This window comes from Paenibacillus terrae HPL-003 (genome assembly GCF_000235585.1).
Taxonomy (GTDB): Bacteria; Bacillota; Bacilli; order Paenibacillales; family Paenibacillaceae; genus Paenibacillus; species Paenibacillus terrae_B.
The window spans coordinates 6,016,478-6,039,630 of sequence record NC_016641.1 but is presented as its reverse complement, the minus strand read 5'-3'; the positions used below and the strand labels follow the sequence as shown (position 1 = coordinate 6,039,630).

Genomic DNA, 23,153 nt, shown 5'->3' with positions numbered 1-23,153 from the left:
ATGATGGCTATGTGGATGGAACATTTGCGTGAAGAGATTTTAAATCCAAGCTCTGAAGACGCTCAAAGAAAGCTTCGCGATTTCCTCAAGCGCCAAGGTCTTAGAATAGACGATCAAATGGAATATACGATGGAAATTGTAGATGGCAGCGACATTGCCGCTACGGGTTCCTTTTCAGGCAGTGTACTGAAGTGCATTGCTGTGGATGAAGCTTATAAAGACCAGGGGCTATCGGCACAAATCGTTAGCCATTTAGTAAATGAAGAATACAGGCGGGGAAGAGCTCACCTGTTTATTTATACAAAACCAGCAAATAAACACATTTTCAAGGATCTCGGCTTTTATCCAATCGTGGAGGAATCCTCCAAGGCTGTCTTGTTGGAAAACCGATGGGATGGTGTCAGGCAGTATCAGCAAGAGCTTTTGCAGGAATCGGGCGATCTCGTACCTTCGGCTGCGATTGTTATGAACTGTAATCCATTCACACTTGGACATTTGCACTTAATCGAGCATGCAGCGGCGGTTTGGGAAAAGGTACATCTTTTTGTAGTCTGGGAGGACCGATCCATTTTTCCATCAGATGCCAGATACAGTCTTGTGGAAGAAGGCGTGAGACATTTGGCCAATGTGGTCTTGCACAAAGGCAAAGACTATATCATCTCGAGCGCAACGTTTCCTTCTTACTTCCTCAAAAATGATGAAGAGGCAGCAAGTACGCATATATCACTAGATTTAAAAATATTTAGCCAGTATATAGCTCCGTTGCTAAATATTCAAAAACGATATATCGGTGAGGAGCCAAGCTGTGTCTTGACCCGCAGGTACAACACGATCATGAAAAAATTACTGCCTTCCGTTGGAATCGACGTAGAGGAAATACCGCGACTGCTATGGGAAGGGGACGCAATCAGCGCCTCTGCGGTCCGCAAATATATCCGTCTGGGGCAAATGGATAAAGTGAAGCAGCTTGTACCGGACACGACCTATCAGTTTTTATTGTCAGTGGAAGCTGAAGAAATCATCAGGCGTATCAGGGAGATGTCATGATATGTATTCGTATGAGGTGACCCTTGAAGAAATGCTACAGGCACGTGAAAACCGGGCAGATAAACAAAGACAACTGATCAGCAGGTACGCGGTACCTCTGATCAGCATGACGATCAATATCCCGGGACCACAGAAGTCCTCTCCAACTAGTAAATACGTTTTTCAAGAAGGCTATCGTATCTTGACGAGTCAGCTGGCGGTGAACCAAATGACACCGCTGCACAGTGAAGCGTATGATCTGCAGACAGGCCCGGAAGCATATGTTGCCGTTCAGGCAGACTCACGAATATTGAAAAAGTTGGTCATTGCGATTGAAGATGGGCATCCACTAGGAAGATTACTGGATCTGGATGTGATTGGACCCCATGGAAGGGCAATCTCCAGAGATGAACTTGGCTTGGGCGGACGAAAATGTCTCATGTGCTCGCAGGCTGCGCATGGTTGTGGACGGAGTAGAGCACATGCACTTCCCGAATTGCTGGAAGCTATCAAAGCACTGGTGGACAGCTATACGCGAAACCAGCAAGTAGTCAAACGAGCATGATCGTTCATCATCATTAAAAAATCCAGGGAAGAAGGTTGTTAGTATGGCCATTTCTCTTGGTCAACAGGCTGTCCTTGCGCTGCTAACAGAGGTCTCCGCCAGCCCCAAGCCGGGACTGGTAGACCGGTTTAATCGTGGTGCTCACAAGGATATGGACTTCTTTACGTTTATGTCTAGTGCGGCTGCACTTTCCGGCTATTTTGAAAGATGTTCAAAAGCGGGAGCTTCCCTTCATGGAGAGGATCTTCGTGTACTATTTGCGAATCTACGTCCCTTGGGACAGGAAGCCGAACAGGCTATGTTTGCCGCAACAGGTGGAGTGAACACACATAAAGGTCTTATTTTTTCGCTAGGAATTATTTGTGCTGCTGCTGCGTATTGTTGTACGACACGAGCATCTGCTGGCAGGCTGGATGAACAAATCATTTGTGAGACCATTGCTCAGATGACCAAAGGTTTATGTGCGAGTGAGCTTGCGTCTCTGAAAAAATCAACAGGCTTAACGGTCGGCGAACGGTTGTATAGAGAGTGGGGCATGACGGGTATACGTGGTGAGGTGGAAGCAGGCTTTCCCACTGTGCGAGCGTATGCTCTGCCCGTCTATCGTGAGTTGAAGTCATCACAACGATATCATGTGAATGATATCTGTGTTCAAACCCTGCTACAATTGATGGCTGTCAACGAAGATACGAATGTCGTTGGTAGACACGATCGGGAGATGCTAACCTATGTCCAGCAATATGCCAAGCAGGCGCTAGAGGCGGGCGGTATCTTGTCAGAGAGAGGTGCCGCCATGATTCATCAAATGAACGATGATTTTGTGCAAAAAAATGTTAGTCCTGGTGGCTCCGCTGATTTACTGGCAGTCACAATCATGTTGGAAAATTTATGTCTAGCGCCACCTGCAATATAACGGCAATGCGGTTTATAGCCGATATGTTCCCCTTACAACAGACAGGTTAATTCATAAAACCTACTGCTGTAAGGGGTGTTTTTTATGCCAAAGCAACAAATACGGCATATGCAAAACAACCCTAACGGAGTGGCGTCGCTGCTATGAGGCTGTGTAGAAGTGAGCCTTGGGTTTTTAGAGGATTAGTGTAATTAAGAAAATAAAGTTGGATTTTTGGGGTTTAATGTGTTACGCTTACTTTCCTTTTTTTGTGTCAGAGCAAGTAAATGGGATGCAGAAATCGAGACTTGATATTCTTAGGAGGTAACTGAAATGGAGAACGGGTTTCAAAGTGCCTATCAAGAAGAACAGCACAGGCTGTCGCTTGCTATGGAGGAAATTGATCGCAGATTGGAACGGCTTCGCAATACGCCGGTGTACACGGGACATGATTTTACGGAGCAGGTGCTGGAATCCGGGCGGGAGGAAAAACGTCAGGCTTTGGCCAAAAGTGCGCAGGAGCCTTATTTTGGACGTATGGATTTTGACGAACGTGGCAGGGGACAGCGTAAGCCGCTCTACATCGGCAAAATCGGGGTGGAGCGCGAGGAAGCGTCTGCGTATCCGCTTGTGATTGATTGGCGCGCGCCGATTGCCAGCTTGTTTTATTCTTTTACAGGCGGTGAAGAAATCGCGTCCTACGAAGCTCCTGAGGGAACGATTGAGGGCTTGGTGTATCTAAAGCGAAACGTTGTCATTCGTAAAAGAATACTGGAACGGGTGGCCGATACGTACAATCGTGAAAGCGACGAGCCTGCGGTTTCCGATGAATTTCTCGTCTATCGTCTGGGAGAGAACAAGGATAACCGATTGCGGGATATCGTATCTACGATTCAGGCAGAGCAGGATCAAATTATCCGTGCGGCTAAAAATACAGCCCTCGTTATTCAAGGGGTAGCGGGTAGTGGCAAGACGACGGTAGCGCTGCATCGTCTCGCATTTTTGCTGTATCAATACAAGGAGCAAGTATCGGCGGACAAGATGGTTATTTTTGCACCAAACCATATGTTTCTCGATTATATTTCAGATGTACTTCCAGAGCTAGGGGTCGGAAATATTCAGCAAAGTACATTTACGGACTGGGCGCTTCATTTGTTGGGGCTTGATTTACCTTTAGCTGATCCTGCTGAAACGTTGGCTTATTGGTTTGAGAGTGGTAGTCTGAGAACGGAATCAATGGATGAGGCGCCAGGACGATTCAAAGGTTCGATTCACTTTATGAAGCTGCTTCAAGCTTTTGTGGAGCGGCTGGAGCCTGTCTCGGTGCCGGAGGGAGATTTTTCACCATGGGATGGGGCGGTGCTCCCGCGAGCTGAGATTTTGAACTGGTTCAATGAGGAATACAAGCCCTATCCGCTCGCGAAGCGAAAAGAGCGTGTGCTTGCAAGAGTCCACCGCTGGATTGAAATGGAGCTGAAAAAGTCGCCCTCGGCGGCTGCGCTCAAGGAACGCAAGAAAAAATCGGGGCCCCGGGAAAAGGCATATGCTAAAAAATGGCCCCAATACGACGCACTGACGCTTTACAAGCAGCTTTTTCAGGCAGCTAAAGGATTACCTGCAGACACGGCTGCGGAGCTGAAGGCTTCTTTGCCTGCTGCTATTTTTAAGGCCACACAGTCGGACCTGCGTAAACAGATTATCCGCGAAGAGGATCTTACTGCCTTGGTATATCTTCATGTGCTGATTCATGAGGTGGAATCGTCTCAGCGTTTTGACCATGTGGTTATTGATGAAGCGCAGGATTTCTCACCTTTTCATATCACTTTGCTGGATTTGTTCGTAAAAGGACATTCCTTCACGATATTGGGCGATTTGTCGCAGGGGATTCATGAATATCGTGGCGTACATGCGTGGGAGGAAATGAGCTCTCTTTTTGCACCGGAACATACGGGGTATTTTGCACTTACCCGAAGCTACAGATCTACGCTGGAAATTATAGAGTTTGCAAATACGATTTTGGAGCAGGGGGTTCGCGGCGGCATTACGGCAGTTCCGGTATTCCGTAGCGGCGATCCGGTGCGTACACTGCCATACGGTACATCGGGACGTGAACAGAGTTTGCTGACCGCTCTGCAAGAGCTTTCTTCCAAGGAATACCGTACTGTATCTGTGCTGACACGTACCTTGAAGGAGGCAGTGGAGCTGCATGAAGCTTTTACAAATGCAGGGTTAGATGTGAATCTGATTGACGGCGGTAAAAAGCAATACGAAGGCGGATTGTCCGTGCTGCCTGTATACCTGTCCAAAGGACTGGAGTTCGACGCAGTCATTGTAGCGGATGCCGACCGAGAACATTATGGAGAGCTGGCATGGGATGCCAAGCTGCTGTATGTGGGCTGTACCCGTGCGCTGCATGAGCTGTGGCTCATGCATGACGGTAAGCTTCCAAGCTATGTGCAGAAGCAGCCGGAGTAGGGGGAACACACTGTAAAAATCACTTGTGTCCTAACTTAAGTTACTGTTCACCGTTTGTGGTGGATACTATGGGGAGTATGCTAGTCTAAGAACAGCCGCGGAATTCATTTTTCCAGGGCTGTTCTTTCTTATTGTATGGGTAGACTTATAGGTATACAAGCTGTGCCATGACCATGCTATCTGCAACTTGTTTGCGGGTATGGTAGAATAAGAGGCGGTTCATAGCGTTTCAATACAATTGATGATTTGAATTTTCAGTTTTTTTAACTGTATGGGCGAATATGATCAAGAATGTTTTCCAAGCGGTATTCGTCCATATAACCATAAGGAAGTGAATGAAATGGACTTATTTTCATATTCCCAGGATTCGACGCCAAGCAATCGGCTGCTTGCTGACCGACTGCGTCCGACTTCGCTGGATGAATATATTGGACAGGAGCATGTCGTCGGTCCGGGCAAGCTGCTGCGAAGAGCTATAGAGGCAGATCAGGTTTCTTCGATCCTCCTGTACGGACCGCCGGGATGTGGCAAGACGACGCTGGCGCATATCATTTCACAACACACGCAAGGCGAATTTGTCCGTCTGAATGCAGTGGAAGCGTCTGTGAAGGACGTGAGGGAAGTGATTGACCGCGCACAAACGAATAAATCGATGTATGGAAAAAAGACCATCCTGTTTCTCGATGAGGTACATCGTTTCAACAGCTCACGCCAGGATGCACTGCTGCCTGCAGTGGAAAAGGGTACGATCGTGTTTATCGGCGCCACAACCGAAAACCCCTTTCACTACGTAAACGGCGCCTTGCTGAGCCGCTCTACGTTATTTCAGCTCGAATCGCTGACGCAGGAGCATTCGCTGGCAGCCATGCGCCGCGCCTTGGGCGATGCGGACAAGGGGCTCGGCTATATGCAGCTTCAGGTGGACGAAGCTGCGCTGGACCACATCGCGTCCATGGCGAATGGTGATATCCGCCGCGCCTTGAACGCGTTGGAACTGGCGGCGCTCACGACGCCTCCGCTGGCAGACGGCACAATTCACGTGACGTTAGAAGTCGCGGAGGAATCTATTCGCCGCCCGATTGTCAAGGCAGACGAGTCCACGCAGTATGACGTGCTGTCTGCTTTTCACAAAAGCATTCGCGGCTCCAGCGACGCGGCGCTGTTCTGGTTTCTGTACGCCGTAGAGAAGCTCGGCATGGACCCGATGACCTTTCTCCGCCGCCTCATCGCGGCGAGCAGCGAGGATATTGGCCTGGCGAATCCGCAGGCGATGGTGCAAGCGGTGAGTGCGCTTGAAGCCTATCGCAATAACGGCTGGCCCGAGGCCAAGCTGAACATTGCACAGGCCATTTTGTTCGCAGTGGAAAGCCCAAAATCGAATGCCGTCTATACGGCGATTTCACGGGCAATGTCGGCTATGGACGATATCAAATCGGCCGAGGTGCCGCTGCATTTGCGCGACGCACATTACAAAGGCTCGGTGAAGCTCGGTCATGTCGGGTATCAATATCCACACAATTATCCGAATCATTATGTGAAACAGCAATATTTGCCCGATTCGATAGCAGGTCAGACCTTTTACCAGGCTTCTGAGCAGGGGAATGAGTCAAAAATCAGACAGAACCAGCAGTGGCGGGATTCACAGTCGTAGAATTTACGCAGTGTGTAATATTAGGTATAGCCACTATTACATCCATGAATACTGCAAGAGTGAAGAAGGGGATATAAAGATGAAAGACGTGCTATTCGTCGGGGCGGGTGGAGCGCTTGGAACCTCTGTCCGTTACGGCGTACAATCATTGCTGCCTGTGGCAGGGGCCGATTTTCCACTTGGTGTACTGTTAATCAATTGGATCGGCTGTCTGTTTCTCGGTTGGTTTTTCACGGTAACCTTGCGCTCGTGGCGAATCAAACCTCGCTGGCGTCTTGCCATCGGAACAGGATTTACTGGGGGCTTTACAACCTTTTCCACCTTTGCAATGGATGCTGTACGCCTGACGGTTCATGATCATGCGCTTACGGCTGTGTTGTATCTGTTGCTCAGTGTATGTGGAGGTCTGTTTTTGACATGGACTGGTATTCGTCTGGGCACGAAAATGACGCAAGCTGCTCCCCAGGAGGTATAGCTTATGATTTGGTGGGCGGCAGCAGGTGGAATGGTCGGTACATTGGCGAGGTACGGACTTGGCATGTGGGTTGGAAAAAGGTTTGGCACCGCATTTCCGTGGGGAACGTGGATCATTAACATCAGCGGCTCACTGCTGCTCGGCTGGTTGTACGGCGAATTTACGCAGCACAATCTGTCTCCTGCACTCTGGATGCTGCTAGGAACAGGCTTTTGTGGCGGCTATACCACCTTTTCAACATTCGGGTATGAATCTCTCCAACTGATGGAGCGCAACGAATATCGGCGTACAGCTGTGTATGTGCTGTCTTCCGTAATAGTAGGAGTAGCGGCGGCGGCTGTTGGATATATAATCAGTTGAACTTTATTAGTCTCCAAAATAGTCTGTAAAACGCAAAAAAAGCCTCCAGAATCCCTACCCCAACATTTCAGCCATGAGTAAGGTTTTGAAAGCTTTTTTATTTGGTGTGTTAATGAAAAATTGATTGAGTACTGTGCTTGCGAAGTTATTTTTTATCCCGTTCTTTATAGAGCTCAGGCAAAAGGGATTCCAGTTCCGGTCTTGGTTCAGGATCGGACAACTTCATCTCCTCTAGCGTTTGGACGGCAATTCGCAGTACGGTGTAATCTCTGTACCAACGGTTATCCGAAGGAACGACATACCACGGAGCCTGCTTGGTTGCACTTAGTTCGAGTACGTCCTCATAATATTGGGTATATTGCTTCCAAAATTTACGTTCCTGCAAATCACTCGGATCTAGTTTCCAGTTTTTATGAGGTTTTTCAATCCGGTCGATTAGCTTTTCCAGCTGGAATTGCTTTGAAATATGTAAAAAGATTTTGACGACCTTTACACCGCTATCCAGCAGCAGTTGTTCAAAATGTTTGATATGTTTAATACTTCGTTTGGCCTGCTTGTCGGATACCTGACCGTGAACACGTGTAATCAGCACATCCTCGTAATAAGAACGGTTGAACGCCGCGATATATCCACGCCCCGGGGTTACGCAGTGGGCACGCCACAGGAAGTCGTGACTTAATTCTTCGGATGTAGGGGATTTAAAACTGTGGACAGTCACACCCGCCGGATTGAGATTGGAAAATACCTGCTTGATGACACCATCTTTTCCGCTGCAATCCATACCCTGAAATACAAACAAAACCGCCTGCTTCTTTTCCGTGAATAGTTTGCTTTGTAATTCCGCGAAACGTTCCTTCAATTGATCTGTTTCCTGCTGAATTTCTTCTTTATTTTTGATATCCTTCGTATCCTTGGGGTCCCACTCTTTCAGAGAAACTTTCTTACCCGGCGTCAGCATTCCTAATGAATCAGACATAGAGGCACGCTCCTTTTCAATTGAAGTATGATATCTTGTCTACATCATATACCCAAATGGAGGTATTATCAAAAATCCCTTATGTATCTTGGCTTTTCTTGGTCTAAACGGCTACATTTTTGACTTTCTGGTCACGCTTTTGGTCACAAAATTTTTCTTCAATTTCTAGTGGATCAGATACTTCTTTTTTACTCAGTAAATTACTCAATCCTAAACACTACGATGTCCCAATCTTTCGGAAACAACTTTTGGATGTATCTTCATCCTCCTCAAATATGGGTGCCTCAAATTTGACGCTCCTTAACCATTAAATAAACTCATACAGATATATCATTTATATCTAATGCTTTGCTATCCTTGTTAACATTGCTAAATTAACTTCTTCACGAGCATTTCTACATAGCTCGGAAATTGCAGCTTGTCGCACATTTGCTTTCTTAGCTAATTCCAATTGAGTAATTCCTTTTTCTTCCATTACTTCTTTCGATTTTATTGTTAATTTCATTAATTGGACATCCTCCAAATAAAAATCTATTGCCATTTTACCAATATCTCAAGGAGGAAGATACCTAATGACGAAAAAAGCAAACAAGCAAGCCATGAATGGTCAGGATACGTTCAATTAAGAAAGAATGATGACTGTAAAAGTAGTTGGCTAATTTGATATAGCCGAGACGAGCAAATAAACCTATTTTCTTATCTGTTGGGAACAGGGAAGTTATCGTTCAACTATCTCCACATTATAGTGTAAAGCTGAAATTGTTTCGTTCTACGTGCCTTTATACCTTTGAAAATCCGCTGAAATACTTAAGGAAGGCGGAACGTGTACTCATCCAAAGTAACCTGATATTAACAAGCCGGAGGCGCATGTTGGGCAGCACTCCGGCTTGTTTTTATTTGTTGAGTTTCATCCTGCTCGTAAGTAAGATAAATAAATTCACTCTTGCTATAAGTCGTAATTTAAGATATATTATTAATTAAATAACCAATCATTTAATTAATTAATGAAAGTTTAGTTTAAAGAGAGGGGAATACATTTGGCAAGACCCATCAATGAAGAAAAAAGACTAGAGCGGCGTAAACGTATCCTAAAAGAAGCTATTATCCTGTTCGCAGAAAGTGGATATTCTAATACCACAACGGCTATCATTGCGCAGAGTGTGGGAGTGACTCCTGGAACCATTTTTCAATATTTCCCTAGCAAAGAAGCTTTATACTATGCCGCTGTCCTTGAGCCGCTTGCTGATATTCAGGTAAAATCGCTTGCTTGTCTACAACAAGAGGGGACGCCGGGCGTATTGATTAAGAACATGGTGGCAGAACAATTCAACCATATCTACTTCTATACAAATGAATTGCGGCTTGTTCAATCTGTCTTAGGACAACGAATAAGATTCCCTGAACTTACACAGAAGGTCCTTGAAAGTATAAAGGTAATGACAGATGCGATCGAATCCGTCTATGCCAAGGGACAGTTAATGGGAGAATTCAACAAAAGCTTTTCTCCAGCAATGATCTCTCGTGCCTATATCTCTTTCTTAAATGGAGTGGGCTTAACTCTTGGAGAAAGTATTATTCATCATCCTGAGTGGGAGAATCTGAAGGGGCATGCCTTTTATTTGTTCGCACCCATACAACCTAAAGAAAAACTGGAGGAGTCTGAATGAGCCAAACATCATTACAACCCGATCTGACATCTAACGTTCGTGTGAAAAAACGGAAGAAAATTTTATGGAGCCTAGGGATCGTGCTTTTGCTTGTGATGGCTCTTGTATTTTTTATATCTTATAAAGTAGTAGACACCTTGTTGCACCATCCTAGAGACACTAATGTCAGCTACGAATTGAATATCGATAAAACTCCCTACGAAGAGGTCGAGTTCAAGAGCTTGAAAAATGATAATACGATTAGAGGTTCCTTCTTTCCTGCAAGTGGTCTTTCTGGTAAATCGAGTAATAAGACAATTATTGTCGTCCATGGATATACGAGCAATCGTTTAGTCAAAGGGCGGACCCAAAAGTTAGTAGAGCATTTCGTTCCGAAAGGCTACAATGTACTGGCATTTGACCTCAGCTCGCAAGGTAAATCCGATGGTGATTTGATTACACTGGGCCTCAATGAAAAATACGATTTGCTAGGAGCTGTAAGCTATTTAAAATCCAAAGACCATACGGGTGATAACATTGGAGTTATCGGCTTTTCAATGGGTGCTGCTACTTCTTTGCTAGCCGCAAGTGAAAGTGATGACATCAAAGCCGTAATTGCGGATAGCCCTTTTCGTAATGCTGGTCTATTTCTGAGAGAGGGTTTGCCCTACTTTTCAGGTTTACCTGCGTTCCCATTCAGTTATACATCGACATGGATGGCAAATTGGGTCTTTAAGGTTGATCTTGATTCCATATCTCCTATGGATGCGGTAAAAAAGATGCAAGACAAGCCAGTTATGCTCATTCATGGTACTGGAGATCAGCAAATTAGTTATAAAAATACAGAACTTATTTACGAGTCCTTAAAAGATAACCCAAGTGCAGAAGTGTGGTACCCGAAAAATACGGAACACATCGATGCTATCAACCATTACCCCACTGAATATTTCCAAAGAGTAGATCGCTTTTTGGATGAGTATGTAGGAAAATAAATTCAATCCAAGAGAGCCAACTAGTGAGGAGCTTGTCCTGACCAAGTAAAAGTACCCAATAATATCAAGCATTTTTAGCCTGTAGTGTAGAAAACCACTACAGGCTTTTATTTACGTTTTAAATGAAAATACATAGAAAATAGTTATTATTTAAGCAGTCATACCCACCACTTTTAGACGTAACTCACATTCGGGAAATCTTAATGGTAGGTCAGGCAGTAGCCTACAACGAATTAAATTCCGGCAATTTCCCAGTGATGAAGGTAGGTAGACAGTTAAGAGTAGCAAAACCACTTTTCGCAAAATACATAATCGAATCATCCACTTATAGCAATGTATAAACCATGTATAAAGAATGAACACACCAAGTAATTAATTTTGCCGAATGTGTTTTTTCTTTATGATATGGTGGTCACACGCTGCTTATTGTCATCTTGTCTACATCATATACCCAAATGGAAAAAGAGCATCATTTCATAAAAAAGCGTCCCTCCATAGAAAGAAGAGACGCCTCCTGTTTAAGCACTTATGCCAGCATTAAACGGGGATTACTTTAAACCGTTTCAGGCTGGAGCTTTTGCACCTTGTCAATGGTTCCGCCGCCCAGACACCGTTCACCATCGTAAAATACGACGGCTTGTCCAGGGGTAATGGCTTTTTGATGTACGTCGAATACGACGTGTACGGTTCCATCCTCAAGCCATTGTAAAGTCACTTGCTGGTCAGGCTGGCGATAACGGAACTTGGCTGTGCAACGGAATTCGCCGGATGGACGTGTATCCGCGCCTGCAATCCAGTTCACGTCGGTAGCAATTAGACTGGTGGAATACAAGCTGTGGTGACGGTCGCCCTGTACCACATACAAAATGTTCCGCTCCAGATCCTTGTCGGCTACGAACCACGGTTCGCCTGAACCGGAGCCGCCTATACCCAAGCCTTGCCGTTGGCCGAGTGTATAGTACATCAGACCATCATGGCGTCCTTTGACTTCACCTGTAGCGATATCCACCATGTCTCCGCCTTTAGCAGGCAGATATCCGCTCAAAAACTCCTTGAAATTACGCTCGCCGATGAAGCATACGCCAGTGCTGTCTTTCTTCTTGGCCGTATACAATCCTGCGGCTTCCGCAATTTTTCGGACTTCCGGTTTCGGCAAATGGCCAATGGGGAACATAGCCCGAGACAATTGTTTTTGGCTCAATGCATTCAGGAAGTAGGTCTGATCCTTGTTGCTGTCCACGCCCCGTAGCAAGGTGAAATGGCCGTCTTCATCCACAACCCGAGCGTAATGTCCTGTAGCAACATAATCCGCGCCCAAATCCAGCGCTTTATTGAGAAATTCGCCGAATTTAATTTCACGGTTGCACATGACATCCGGGTTTGGAGTACGTCCAGCCTTATATTCATCAAGAAAATACGAGAATACTTTATCGAAGTATTCTTTTTCAAAATTGACGGTATAGTAAGGAATGTCGATCTGCTCACAGACACGGCGTACATCCTCCGCATCCTCCTCAGCCGTACAACGGCCAAATTCATCCGTGTCATCCCAGTTTTTCATGAAGATGCCGATTACGTCATAGCCCTGCTCCTTCAGCAGCAGCGCGGTAACGGATGAGTCGACGCCCCCGGACATGCCGACGACGACACGGGTTTCATGATTGGCTTTAGCCATGGTCATCACCCAATTCTCTCAATATTGTTGTAGAACCCTCCTATTATAACATAAACGATAATAAGTTACGATGGCTGGACGATCCAACGACACAGAGAACGATGGGAGAAAGTTCAATAAAATGGGCCAAAGCGGTTCCAAATGGTCCGAAAACAACTTTTTTTAAGATTGTTACCGTAATATTTCCCTTTACCTACCCTAATATGTTAACATAAGCTGAGGGTTAAGATCGGAATAGAGAGGTTTATAACACCAGTTATTCCGCGTGTTTAACGGAATTGTTACTATAAGTGAGGTGGCACAATTGAAAATATCAACAAAAGGCCGCTACGGCCTGACGATTATGATGGAACTTGCAGCCAGGTTTGGCGAAGGTCCGACGTCCTTGAAAAGTATAGCCGAGAAAAATCAGCTCTCCGAGCATTATCTGGAGCAGCTTATTGCGCCTTTGCGCAATGCAGGTTTGGTAAAAAGTATCCGTGGTGCTTACGGCGGTTATATTCTGGCGGGTGAACCGGCAGGGGTAACGGCAGGAGACATTATTCGTGTATTGGAGGGTCCGATTTCTCCAGTAGATTTCACGGAAGAGGACGACCCAGCGAAGCGTCAGCTATGGCTACGGATTCGTGACAGTATTGCAGAAGTACTGGATTCCACTACACTCAAGGACTTGATCACATACCAGGAACATGATGAATTGGATAATTATATGTTTTACATCTAGTTTTGAATCCAGCTAAAAACAAGAAAAAGCGTGCTGGGTTTGATTTTTAAAGCATCGCGGCAGTAACACCTTGTTGTTTCGGTATAAAAGGCTCTACCAGCAAATCTGGTATGAGCCTTTATTTTTGTTACCTGTTTGCCCTGTCACCGAGCATAATTATACATACATTAAGGTGTACAACAAATAAAGGAGGTTAAAGCCATGGGTGGATATGAAGGTGGTTATGGTATGTGGACTTCTACAGGTGCAATCTTGGTACTCTTTATCTTGTTGGTTATAATCACTAAAGCATGTTGGGTTTAATTTCGTGAAATCAATTGCATGGCAATCTCTACTCCGTTGCTTCAATAAAAGGGTTCTACCAGTATATTACTGGTAGAGCTTATTTTTACTTAGCGACTTCTTCATTAGGCTTTAGACGTATGTTTCAAACAAGCTTTAACATGCACATGCACTTGTACAAATTGTTTTTCATTAGCCTTCACGGGTTGCCAAGTAGTCTTATTCTCAGGTTACATAGGTCAACAGATAAAGACAGGGAGACGCATAAAGGACATTCGAGCGGGTTTGCTGGCTTTGGAACAAGGGCATCATTGCTACACTGTACACATTGATATACAATTGTGGAGTAAATGTTGGAAATACTGAGTTTTGTGAGAATCAATACTGTTATTTAAAAATAAAAAAATCACATTTCCGGCGAATACCCGCGTTTGCAATGTTCTTACAAAAACATTTAAAGTGCATTATGTTAAGAAAGAAGTATATAATTGAACTTCGGCGATACTAAAAACAAGATGTTTTACATTTGAGGTGAATTGACATGAACAGAATTTATCTGGATCATGCCGCATCGACTCCTATGCATCCTGAGGCTGCGCAGACTATGATGGACATCATGACCGGCCAATTCGGTAACGCTTCAAGCGTTCATGCCTTTGGCCGGGATGCCAAGCGCACCGTCAGCGCTGCGCGGGATGCCGTTGCGGCCTCTTTGGGCTGCAAGTCCGAAGAAATCATATTTACAAGCGGAGGGACAGAAAGCGATAATCTGGCCCTGTTCGGGACGGCTACGGCAGATGGACGCATTTCCGGCCATATCATTACGACAACTATTGAGCATCATGCGGTGCTTCATGCTTGCGCTGAACTTGAAAAAGCGGGATACGAAGTGACCTATGTGCCAGTCAACAGCTTTGGGCGCGTCAATCCAGCCGATATAGAGGCTGCGATCCGACCGGATACTTTTTTGATCAGCATGATGTATGCCAACAACGAGGTAGGCGTAATTCAACCGATCCATGAAGTGGGACAGATTGCGGGAGAACATGGCATTGTATTCCATGTAGATGCGGTTCAAGCTTACGGTCATATTCAGATAGACTGCCAGAGCCTTCCGGTTGATTTGCTTAGCGTATCCGGTCATAAAATTAACGGCCCGCAAGGCGTTGGAGCATTGTATATCCGTCAGGGTACACGTATCCAACCTTTGATGCACGGGGGACTTCAGGAGAAGAAACGCCGTGCTGGTACGGAAAACGTTGCCGGGATTGCAGGTTTGGCTAAAGCAGCAACTCTTGCCAACACCTCAATAGAGGAACGTTGGGCGCATGATATGACTCTTCGTCAAACTTTGCTGAAAGCGCTGGAAGACACTTTGGGCAAAGACGCTTTTGTAATCAACGGCGACCCTGAGTATTCTTTACCGAATGTTCTGAATCTTAGCTTTCCGGATATCGGTACGGAGACCATGCTGATGAATCTGGATATGGAAGGAATTGCAGCAGCCAGCGGTTCAGCTTGTACTTCCGGGTCTTTGGAATTGTCACATGTATTGCAGGCGATGGATCTTCCTGAAGATGTTTTGAAATCTGCGATTCGGTTTAGCTTCGGTTTGGGTAATACTACGGAAGAAATGGAATACACGGCCAAGAAAATTGAAACCATATGGAAGCGGCTACGTACTAGGTACTAGGGATTTCTCCGCACTTTAATAAGAAGGGAGGGGCGGTTTTCCATTTCATTGCATGAACGGAACCAAGGTCTGACACGCATGAAGGAAAGGACCGCACCTCCGTTCGGATTGCAGAATGAGGAGGTACCCTATATATGAAGCTTCAGGATATGATCGGACTTGCCGTTTTCGATGTAGAGGACGGGAAGCAGATCGGTAAAATACACGATTTTATGGTGACGGTTGATTGGAAAATTACAGGGATCGAGTTGGAGGGCAAAGGCCTTTTTTCATCTCAAGTGAAAATGGTGGCTTGGGATGACATCGTTGCTTATGGCGAAGATGCGATTATGATCCGCAATCAGCAAGCTGTCCGTAAAACGGAAGCCGACGATATTCAACATACGTATTTGCTTGGACCCGGTAAATTGAAGGATTTATCCGTGCTTACAGAGGAAGGACTTATGCTCGGACACATTTCGGATGTTTATTTTGACCAGGGAATGGGCAATAACATAATAGGCTTGGAAATCAGCGATGGTTTTGTTTCGGATATTATAGAAGGGCGGAAATGGCTGCCCTGCACCGAAGAAATGTCCATCGGGGAGAATGCCGTTATGGTGCCCCCGTTAAGCGAACAGCGTTTGGAAAAAGCCATATATTCTGTTAATGGATAGGGTGAGTTTATTGAGATGTCCGAATTGTAATTCCAAAGATATCGGCAAAATCGGCTCCCATCAATTTTATTGTTGGGGATGCTTCATCGAACTTCAGGTGAATGGTGAAAAAATGTCCGTCTACCAAGTGGAAGAGGACGGTACGCTCAGTTCGCTGGACGACCTGTTCTTTGGAGATGAAATGGCACAACAGGACCTGCCCCAGATCCACGCTTCTTCCTAAGTTTAAACCTGGAGCGGGGACAGGCTGTCCATCTATATGAGATGTGACTATACCGTTCAGCAGATGACCGGATAATAGATTGGACCATGCTTGATGAATAACGAAGAGGGTGACTCCCGATGGCTGTAATAGCCTGAGAGCCACCCTCTTTTTCATGTGGATTCCTGTCTGGATAGATAGCATGCTGTTTATCTGTTTTTGGGCAGAAGTGTTTTACAGCTTAAAGCGTTTAACCTCTTCCAGCAGCAGGTCTGCGTGCGAGTCAAGTTTGGCGGAAAGCTCGGCAATATTGTTCATGGAATGCCCTTGCTCCTGTACGGAGGAAGCCACTTCCTCGGTGGAAGCTGCGCTTTGCTCAGAAACGGCGACCACGCTGGAAATGACATCGGAAATATGTCCGGCGTTTGTACGGAGATGATCAGCCGCAGCGGATACATCTTCAATCTGGTTCAGCATATGCTGAGAAGCTCCCCGTATGGACTCGAACGCCTGTCTCGTAGCAGTAGCCGCATGCTCCTGTTCTACTGTTACGGAGAGAGCCTTCTTCATTTCCTCTGCGCTCCGCAGTCCCGCAACCTTGATTTCCTCCAGCTTGTGCATAATGCTGTCACTGGAACTTCCTGCTTGTTCAGCCAGCTTGCGTACTTCCCCGGCAACGACGGCAAAGCCGCGTCCGTGTTCCCCGGCGCGGGCTGCTTCAATGGAAGCATTCAGCGCCAGCAGATTTGTTTGGGCTGCGATATCATGAATGGCCCCGGCCAGCCGTTCAATATCCTGTGTTTTCAACGTGAGCGAGTCTACAGCTTCACCTACAGCGGTTGTTGTTTGTCTGGACTCGGCTGCAAGCTTCGCTTGACGCTCCGCTGTTTCGTACCCAGCTAGCACGGCAGAGTCCGTTTCCAGCACGGCGGTTTGGGTTCGCTTGACGCTTTCGCCGATTTGGTCGATGGAGCCCGTCATATGCGATAGCTTTTCAGAGCCGGAATATACAGCCTCGGCCTGATCACTTGCTCCTTGGGCAAGCTCCTGAACGGCACTGGAGATTTGTGATGCAATGGTCCCGGTATCCTTGGCGTGCTGGTGCATGTCATGAGAAGCTGAGCTGACCTCGCCAGCCGTATCTGCCACTTTGCGCAGCAAGTGAGAAAGATTATCCGACATGATATTAAAATCCGTACCCAAGCTGGCAATTTCATCTTTGCCCTTAATATCCACACGTGCCGTCATATCCCCTTCAGCAATCCGCTTGACGTTCGCTTGAAGCCTCCGAATCGGCTTGATAAAGCTGTTCGCCGCCCAGATCGCCAAAAGCATAGCAACAACGAAAATAATAGCTACAGTAATCAACAGTTGGTTACGAGTGGAGTAGTACTCCTGAAAAGCAATATCTTTTGAGATAGACAAGCCTACAATCCAGCCTGTGCTGGGCATTTTCTTAAAATAAAGCTGGCGGTCGCTGCCATTGTAGTTGTAGTCGGCTTTTCCCGAAGGGGCGCTGAGTAGGGCAGCTGTTGATGAACCCAGCTCGGGCGTATCCTTGAGATTTTTACCAGCTAGCTTGCTGTCCGGATGCGCGACCACGATTCCATTCTGGTCAATCAGAAATGCGTAGCCTAATCCGTTCAGGTTTATATTTTTAATGATTTTTGTCATGTCGTTTAACATAATATCTTCACTGATCACCCCAGTGATAGAGCCATTGGAGTCCTTGAGAGGCTTTGCAATAGAAATAGTGAAGTCCTGGCTTCCTGCATCAATGTACGGTGAGGAATAATACAATTCCCCCTTGGTTTTGGCATCCTTGTACCACGGACGTGTGCGAGGATCGTAGCTCGCATCAGACCAGCCAGAGCCATCCCAGTAGGTTCCATCCTCAAATCCTGCATAAATGTTAGCGATGCTTTGATCCTTATAGTTTTGAAAGGCCGCTTTTAGAGAAGCTATTTTGGCATCTGGCGGAATATTGCCGGATTCCAGACCTGTAGCTAATGTCTCGATAATTTTGGCATTGCCGCTTGTCCATCCGTCGAGCTGGTTGACGGTTTCGGTGGCTTTACTGTTCATAAGCTCTTGTATGTCACGGTTGGCCTGATTTTTAATACTTGTCATGCTAATGACGGACAATGGCCCAGCTGCAACGATAACAATACAGGTGAAAAGGAGAATAAGCTTCATTTTCAAGTTCATGTAACGACCCCCGATGATTCAGAAATGTGAAAGCTCAAATAGTTCTTTGTACTTATATCGTCAGATAGAATGACTTTGTTAATCATTTTCAATTCTTTTAATTCTTCCTTCATAATCATTATTTAAGGCGCTCCACAGTTACGGGAAGGATTAAAGTAAAGGTACAGGCATATACTTAAAAGAGGCTAGTCCGGTAAGGGGGCACGGTATGGAGCAATTAACGAAAAGCAGGCTGTTCCGATACGGAATATGGACACTGCTGGGACTTGTCATTCTGTATTTTATCTGGCTGCTGCGGCCTTTGTTTTTGCACCTGTATGATTTTCTGAAAACGATTATTGCGCCATTTGCGGTGGCGATGATTATTTCCTATGTGCTTAATCCTGTGGTCAATATGCTGGGTGGACGCAAGGTACCTCGAAGTGTAGCCGTCCTGCTCATTTATGCTGTATTTTTGGGCAGTCTCGTCGTTATTCTGATGCACCTGATTCCGATGTTTATTGAACAACTGGATGAACTGAATGAGCATCTGCCTGAGCTGACCATGCATGCACAGGGATTAATGACGAATATGGACGGAAGTATTGTACCCCAAGGGGTACGCTCAGGTATGAATCAGTGGTTTTTTCAACTCGAAAATCGGATGGCTACAGGCATTGCTGCTTTTATGGACAACATCGGCGGGATGATCAATATGTTGTTCAATGTGTTCATTGTTCCGTTTCTCATTTTTTATATTTTAAAGGATTTCGATGTGTTCGAACGGGCTATTGTGTCTTATCTCCCGCGATCCCGTCGCAAGGCCATTGTAACGGTGCTCAAGGAAATTGATCAGGCGCTCGGTAACTATGTGCGCGGACAACTGTTGGTGTGCGTCATTATCGGGGTAATGGCCTATATCGGATATATGCTGGTTGGGATGCCTTATGCGTTGCTGCTGGCAGGAGTGGTAGCTGTATTCAATATCGTGCCGTATTTAGGGCCGTTTTTGGGGGCTGCTCCGGCGGTCGTTATGGCTTCTACGGTTTCTTTTAAAATGGTACTGCTGGTCGTAGTTGTCAACACCTGTATTCAAGTATTGGAAAGCAACGTCATTTCTCCCCAGGTGGTTGGACGAACCTTGCATTTGCATCCGATTGCCATCATTTTCGCATTGCTGGTGGGCGGGGAAATAGCGGGAATAACCGGGCTAATTTTAGCGGTTCCGGTGATGGCGGTCTTGAAGGTGGCGCTTCAGCATTTTTTTGCTTATTACGTGAAGCGCAAAACGATCTGATTTCGTCCATATCCCCGTCTGAAATCGCGTTGACACGGCTAAATGACACGGATATACTGAATTGAGTGTGTTTAAATGTGTTTATCCAGTTGGGAAAGCTCATTTCGGAGTGCGGGCTGAACCCGCCGGGATGCTCCCGTTACCAGTGAAAACAAGGCGATCGCTCGTCCGTTAATCAGATGCCTGAGTGTGCAGCTTGCGCATGTAGCATTTCGTACAGAGGGGACGACGATAACCAGGGTGGTACCGCGATACAATCGTCCCTGATCCGTTCAGGGGCGTTTTTCTGTTTTTTATGGCCTATGCCAAGTACAAGTGACACCATAATTAGGAGGCTACTTATATGAAAGCTAGTGAAATCCGCTCCAAATGGCTGGAGTTTTTTGAAAGCAAGGGACATGTGATTGAACCAAGCGCACCGCTTGTTCCGCATAAAGATCCTTCCCTGCTGTGGATTAATGCGGGGATGGCACCGCTTAAGCCTTATTTTGACGGACGTGTGAAGCCTGAAAATCCGCGTATCGCTAATTCACAAAAATGTATTCGTACCAATGACATTGAAAATGTCGGCAAAACGCGCCGTCACCACACTTTTTTCGAAATGCTCGGTAATTTTTCGATTGGCGACTATTTTAAGGAAGAAGTCATTGTATGGGCGTGGGAGTTTCTGACGGATCCGAAGTGGATCGGCTTTGACCCGGAGCGTCTGGCTGTAACTGTATATCCTGAGGATGAAGAGGCGTACAAGCTGTGGAACGAAAAGGTGGGGCTTCCTGCTGAACGAATTATCAAGCTGGAAGATAACTTCTGGGATATCGGCGAAGGCCCTTGCGGACCTTGTACGGAAATTTTTTATGATCGTGGCGAAGCTTACGGCAGCGACATGACGGACCCTGAAATGTATCCGGGCGGTGAAAACGAGCGTTATCTGGAAGTATGGAACCTCGTATTCTCACAATTCAACCATAACAAGGATGGCAGCTACACACCGCTTCCGAACAAAAATATTGATACAGGCGCGGGATTGGAGCGTTTTGCATCCATTTTGCAAAATGTGGATTCCAATTTTGATACAGATATTTTCCAGCCGCTGATCCAGAAAACTGCTGCAATGGCAGGAGTCAAATATAACGAAAATGTGGACAGCGATGTGGCTCTCAAAGTTATTGCTGACCATGTCCGCACCGTTACTTTTGCGATTGGTGATGGTGTGCTGCCTTCCAACGAAGGCCGTGGTTATGTTATCCGCCGTTTGCTACGCCGTGCTGTACGTTACGGGAAAATGCTGGGTATGAACCGTCCATTTATGTTTGAACTGGTGGAAACGGTGGGGGATGTTATGGGTGTGTACTACCCTGAGGTGGTGGACAAGCGTGATTTCATCATCAAGGTGATCAAAACAGAAGAGGAACGCTTCCACGAGACACTGACAGACGGATTGGCTATTTTGGCTGATATCAGTGCCCAGGCGAAAGCGGAAGGTCGCAATGTCATCAGCGGAGCAGACGCATTCAAACTGTATGACACGTACGGCTTCCCATTTGACCTCACAGAGGATTATGCGGACGAGCAGGGCTTGAAAGTAGACCGTGAGGGTTTTGATGAAGCGATGCAGGAGCAACGGCAACGTGCGCGTGACGCTCATCAGGACAATGCCAGCATGAAGATTCAGGGTGGAGCCCTGTCTGACTTGGCGGTTAAAAGCGATTTTGTTGGATATAATGACCTCGTAACAGAGTCTAAAATTGTGGCTATTGTATATGAAGATGTGCTGGTGGATAGTGTTAGTGAAGGACAGACCTGTCAGGTTGTGCTGGACGTGACTCCTTTTTATGCCGAAAGTGGCGGACAGGTAAGTGACCACGGCTTGCTGCGCGGGGGTACGGTAACGGCGAAGGTCGAAGGACTGTTCAAGGCGCCTCAAGGCCAGCATGTACATCAGGTTGTCGTGGAAGCCGGTGAGCTGAACGTTGGCGATACTGTGAAAGCGGAAGTGGACCAAGCATCCCGTGGTGAGATCGAAAAAAACCATACCGCTACGCACTTACTTCACAAAGCGCTTAAGGAAGTGCTGGGCGACCATGTCAATCAGGCGGGTTCACTGGTGGAGCCTGGGCGTCTGCGTTTTGACTTCTCTCATTTTGGAAGCATTACGCCGGAGGAACTGACGGATATTGAGCTGCGTGTAAATCGTGCTATTTGGAGCCAGTTGGATGTAAATATTGAACTGAAACCGATTGATGAAGCCAAGGCTCTCGGAGCGATGGCGCTGTTTGGTGAAAAATATGGAGATATCGTACGTGTCGTCAAGGTAGGCGATTACAGCATTGAGCTGTGTGGCGGCTGTCATGTGAGCAACACCTCACAAATCGGACTGTTCAAGCTTGTCAGTGAGAGCGGCATCGGATCGGGTGTTCGCCGTATTGAAGCGGTGACCGGACGCTTTGGCTTTGAATATATAGAAGGCCAGTTGGAACTGTTAAAAGTATCGGCAGGTCTGGTGAAATCCAAGCTGTCCGAGGTGCCAAAACGCATTGAATCCTTACAACAGCAAATTAAGGACCTCAGTCGTGAAAATGAATCGCTGCAAAGCAAGCTGAGTGTTATTGAAGCGGGCCAGTTGACCGATCAGGTCGTGCAAGCTGGCGGAGTACAACTGTTGGCTGCACGTGTACAGGCTTCCAGTATGGATGCGCTGCGTGCGATTGCCGATGAGCTAAAAGGCAAGCTTCCAACTGCTGTGCTAGTACTTGGGGCTGCAATGGACGACAAAGTCAATTTTGTCGTAGTTGTACCGGCAGAGCATACCAAGGCTGGGCTTCATGCAGGCAAGCTTGTGAAGGAAATTGCTGCAGTATGCGGCGGCGGTGGCGGCGGCCGTCCGGATATGGCGCAAGCCGGAGGCAAGGATGCCAGCAGGCTGGACGAAGCGCTCGTGCGCGCCCGTGAATTGGTAGTGGCGGCTACTCAAGGATAAAGTTCGATAATTTTTGCGGAATTTTGGAAAAAACCGAACTTAGACATTTCCTTGAACGGCTCTGCTTATGGTATGATGTATAAGAATAAGCTGGCATAAACATGTACACATGTTTTGTGGAAGCGAGGTGTCAACAGTGGATTCCATGGACAAAACGGTCAAATTTAATGTCAAGGCGGATGAGAAGGAAGCTTCTGCTCAGGAGATTTTGTTGACCGTATATGATGCTTTGGTGGAAAAAGAATACAATCCGATCAATCAGATTGTCGGGTACTTGTTGTCAGGTGATCCGGCTTATGTGCCACGGCATAATAATGCCAGAAGCCTGGTACGCAAAAAAGAACGCGATGAATTGATTGAAGAGCTGGTTCGTTTCTATCTGGCCAAGCACCGTTAGGAGAC

At 46.4% G+C, this 23,153-nt stretch carries 21 protein-coding genes; 17 read left to right on the top strand and 4 right to left on the bottom strand.

Annotated elements, in window-relative coordinates:
* The 7 genes from citC (at position 1) to crcB (HPL003_RS26730) (ending at position 7,444) form a co-directional block, all read left to right on the top strand.
* The gene (gene citC / locus HPL003_RS26760; protein ID WP_014282953.1) at positions 1-1,047 is read left to right on the top strand and encodes a [citrate (pro-3S)-lyase] ligase; all 1,047 of its coding nucleotides are present in this window, start codon (positions 1-3) and stop codon (positions 1,045-1,047) included.
* A gap of 1 nt (position 1,048) precedes the next feature.
* Entirely contained in the window at positions 1,049-1,591 is a 543-nt protein-coding gene (gene citX, locus HPL003_RS26755; RefSeq protein WP_014282952.1) for a citrate lyase holo-[acyl-carrier protein] synthase, read from the top strand.
* A 43-nt stretch (positions 1,592-1,634) separates the two neighbouring features.
* Positions 1,635-2,504, top strand: coding sequence for a triphosphoribosyl-dephospho-CoA synthase CitG (gene citG, locus HPL003_RS26750; protein ID WP_014282951.1), 870 nt, complete (start codon positions 1,635-1,637; stop codon positions 2,502-2,504).
* 312 nt (positions 2,505-2,816) lie between these two features.
* Entirely contained in the window at positions 2,817-4,958 is a 2,142-nt protein-coding gene (locus HPL003_RS26745; protein WP_014282950.1) for a HelD family protein, read from the top strand.
* Positions 4,959-5,298: 340 nt separating this feature from the next.
* Positions 5,299-6,609 carry a replication-associated recombination protein A gene (locus HPL003_RS26740; protein ID WP_014282949.1) on the top strand — a complete coding sequence of 437 codons (1,311 nt, stop codon included), beginning with the start codon at positions 5,299-5,301 and terminating at the stop codon, positions 6,607-6,609.
* A gap of 79 nt (positions 6,610-6,688) precedes the next feature.
* Positions 6,689-7,084 carry a fluoride efflux transporter CrcB gene (gene crcB / locus HPL003_RS26735; protein WP_014282948.1) on the top strand — a complete coding sequence of 132 codons (396 nt, stop codon included), beginning with the start codon at positions 6,689-6,691 and terminating at the stop codon, positions 7,082-7,084.
* Positions 7,085-7,087: 3 nt separating this feature from the next.
* On the top strand, positions 7,088-7,444 hold the full coding sequence (gene crcB / locus HPL003_RS26730) for a fluoride efflux transporter CrcB (RefSeq protein WP_014282947.1): 357 nt from the start codon (positions 7,088-7,090) through the stop codon (positions 7,442-7,444).
* 145 nt (positions 7,445-7,589) lie between these two features.
* Here the strand turns inward: crcB (HPL003_RS26730) and HPL003_RS26725 are convergent, their stop codons facing one another.
* Complete coding sequence (locus tag HPL003_RS26725; RefSeq protein ID WP_014282946.1) at positions 7,590-8,420, bottom strand: PPK2 family polyphosphate kinase; 831 nt, start codon at positions 8,418-8,420, stop codon at positions 7,590-7,592.
* A 340-nt stretch (positions 8,421-8,760) separates the two neighbouring features.
* Positions 8,761-8,925: a helix-turn-helix domain-containing protein gene (locus HPL003_RS26720; RefSeq protein WP_014282945.1), complete on the bottom strand. Its 165-nt coding sequence runs from the start codon at positions 8,923-8,925 to the stop codon at positions 8,761-8,763.
* Positions 8,926-9,457: 532 nt separating this feature from the next.
* On the opposite strand from HPL003_RS26720, the gene HPL003_RS26715 reads away from it, so the two are divergent.
* Complete coding sequence (locus HPL003_RS26715; RefSeq protein WP_014282944.1) at positions 9,458-10,087, top strand: TetR/AcrR family transcriptional regulator; 630 nt, start codon at positions 9,458-9,460, stop codon at positions 10,085-10,087.
* A complete protein-coding gene (locus HPL003_RS26710; RefSeq protein ID WP_014282943.1) occupies positions 10,084-11,058 on the top strand; it encodes an alpha/beta hydrolase in 975 nt (324 codons plus the stop codon). Before HPL003_RS26715 ends, HPL003_RS26710 begins: the two co-directional genes overlap by 4 nt.
* Positions 11,059-11,611: 553 nt before the next feature.
* Here the strand turns inward: HPL003_RS26710 and mnmA are convergent.
* Positions 11,612-12,739, bottom strand: coding sequence for a tRNA 2-thiouridine(34) synthase MnmA (gene mnmA, locus HPL003_RS26705; RefSeq protein ID WP_014282942.1), 1,128 nt, complete (start codon positions 12,737-12,739; stop codon positions 11,612-11,614).
* A 298-nt stretch (positions 12,740-13,037) separates the two neighbouring features.
* Between mnmA and cymR the strand changes: the two genes are divergently transcribed.
* From cymR to HPL003_RS28145, 5 genes are all read left to right on the top strand, one after another.
* Complete coding sequence (gene cymR / locus HPL003_RS26700; protein WP_014282941.1) at positions 13,038-13,457, top strand: cysteine metabolism transcriptional regulator CymR; 420 nt, start codon at positions 13,038-13,040, stop codon at positions 13,455-13,457.
* Positions 13,458-13,658: 201 nt separating this feature from the next.
* A complete protein-coding gene (locus HPL003_RS30120; RefSeq protein ID WP_014282940.1) occupies positions 13,659-13,760 on the top strand; it encodes a hypothetical protein in 102 nt (33 codons plus the stop codon).
* Positions 13,761-14,280: 520 nt separating this feature from the next.
* Positions 14,281-15,432 (top strand): cysteine desulfurase family protein, encoded by a 1,152-nt coding sequence (locus tag HPL003_RS26695; protein WP_014282939.1) that lies wholly within the window; start codon positions 14,281-14,283, stop codon positions 15,430-15,432.
* A gap of 134 nt (positions 15,433-15,566) precedes the next feature.
* A complete protein-coding gene (locus HPL003_RS26690; RefSeq protein WP_014282938.1) occupies positions 15,567-16,088 on the top strand; it encodes a PRC-barrel domain-containing protein in 522 nt (173 codons plus the stop codon).
* A gap of 10 nt (positions 16,089-16,098) precedes the next feature.
* Entirely contained in the window at positions 16,099-16,311 is a 213-nt protein-coding gene (locus HPL003_RS28145; protein WP_013311529.1) for a hypothetical protein, read from the top strand.
* Positions 16,312-16,524: 213 nt separating this feature from the next.
* Here HPL003_RS28145 and HPL003_RS26680 read toward each other — a convergent pair whose 3' ends face one another.
* A complete protein-coding gene (locus HPL003_RS26680; protein ID WP_014282936.1) occupies positions 16,525-18,498 on the bottom strand; it encodes a methyl-accepting chemotaxis protein in 1,974 nt (657 codons plus the stop codon).
* Between the two features lie 208 nt (positions 18,499-18,706).
* Between HPL003_RS26680 and HPL003_RS26675 the strand changes: the two genes are divergently transcribed.
* From HPL003_RS26675 to HPL003_RS26665, 3 genes are all read left to right on the top strand, one after another.
* Positions 18,707-19,774 carry an AI-2E family transporter gene (locus HPL003_RS26675; protein ID WP_014282934.1) on the top strand — a complete coding sequence of 356 codons (1,068 nt, stop codon included), beginning with the start codon at positions 18,707-18,709 and terminating at the stop codon, positions 19,772-19,774.
* A 343-nt stretch (positions 19,775-20,117) separates the two neighbouring features.
* Positions 20,118-22,751: an alanine--tRNA ligase gene (gene alaS, locus HPL003_RS26670; protein ID WP_014282933.1), complete on the top strand. Its 2,634-nt coding sequence runs from the start codon at positions 20,118-20,120 to the stop codon at positions 22,749-22,751.
* A 136-nt stretch (positions 22,752-22,887) separates the two neighbouring features.
* A complete protein-coding gene (locus HPL003_RS26665; RefSeq protein ID WP_007431624.1) occupies positions 22,888-23,148 on the top strand; it encodes an IreB family regulatory phosphoprotein in 261 nt (86 codons plus the stop codon).
* Positions 23,149-23,153: the final 5 nt, after the last annotated feature.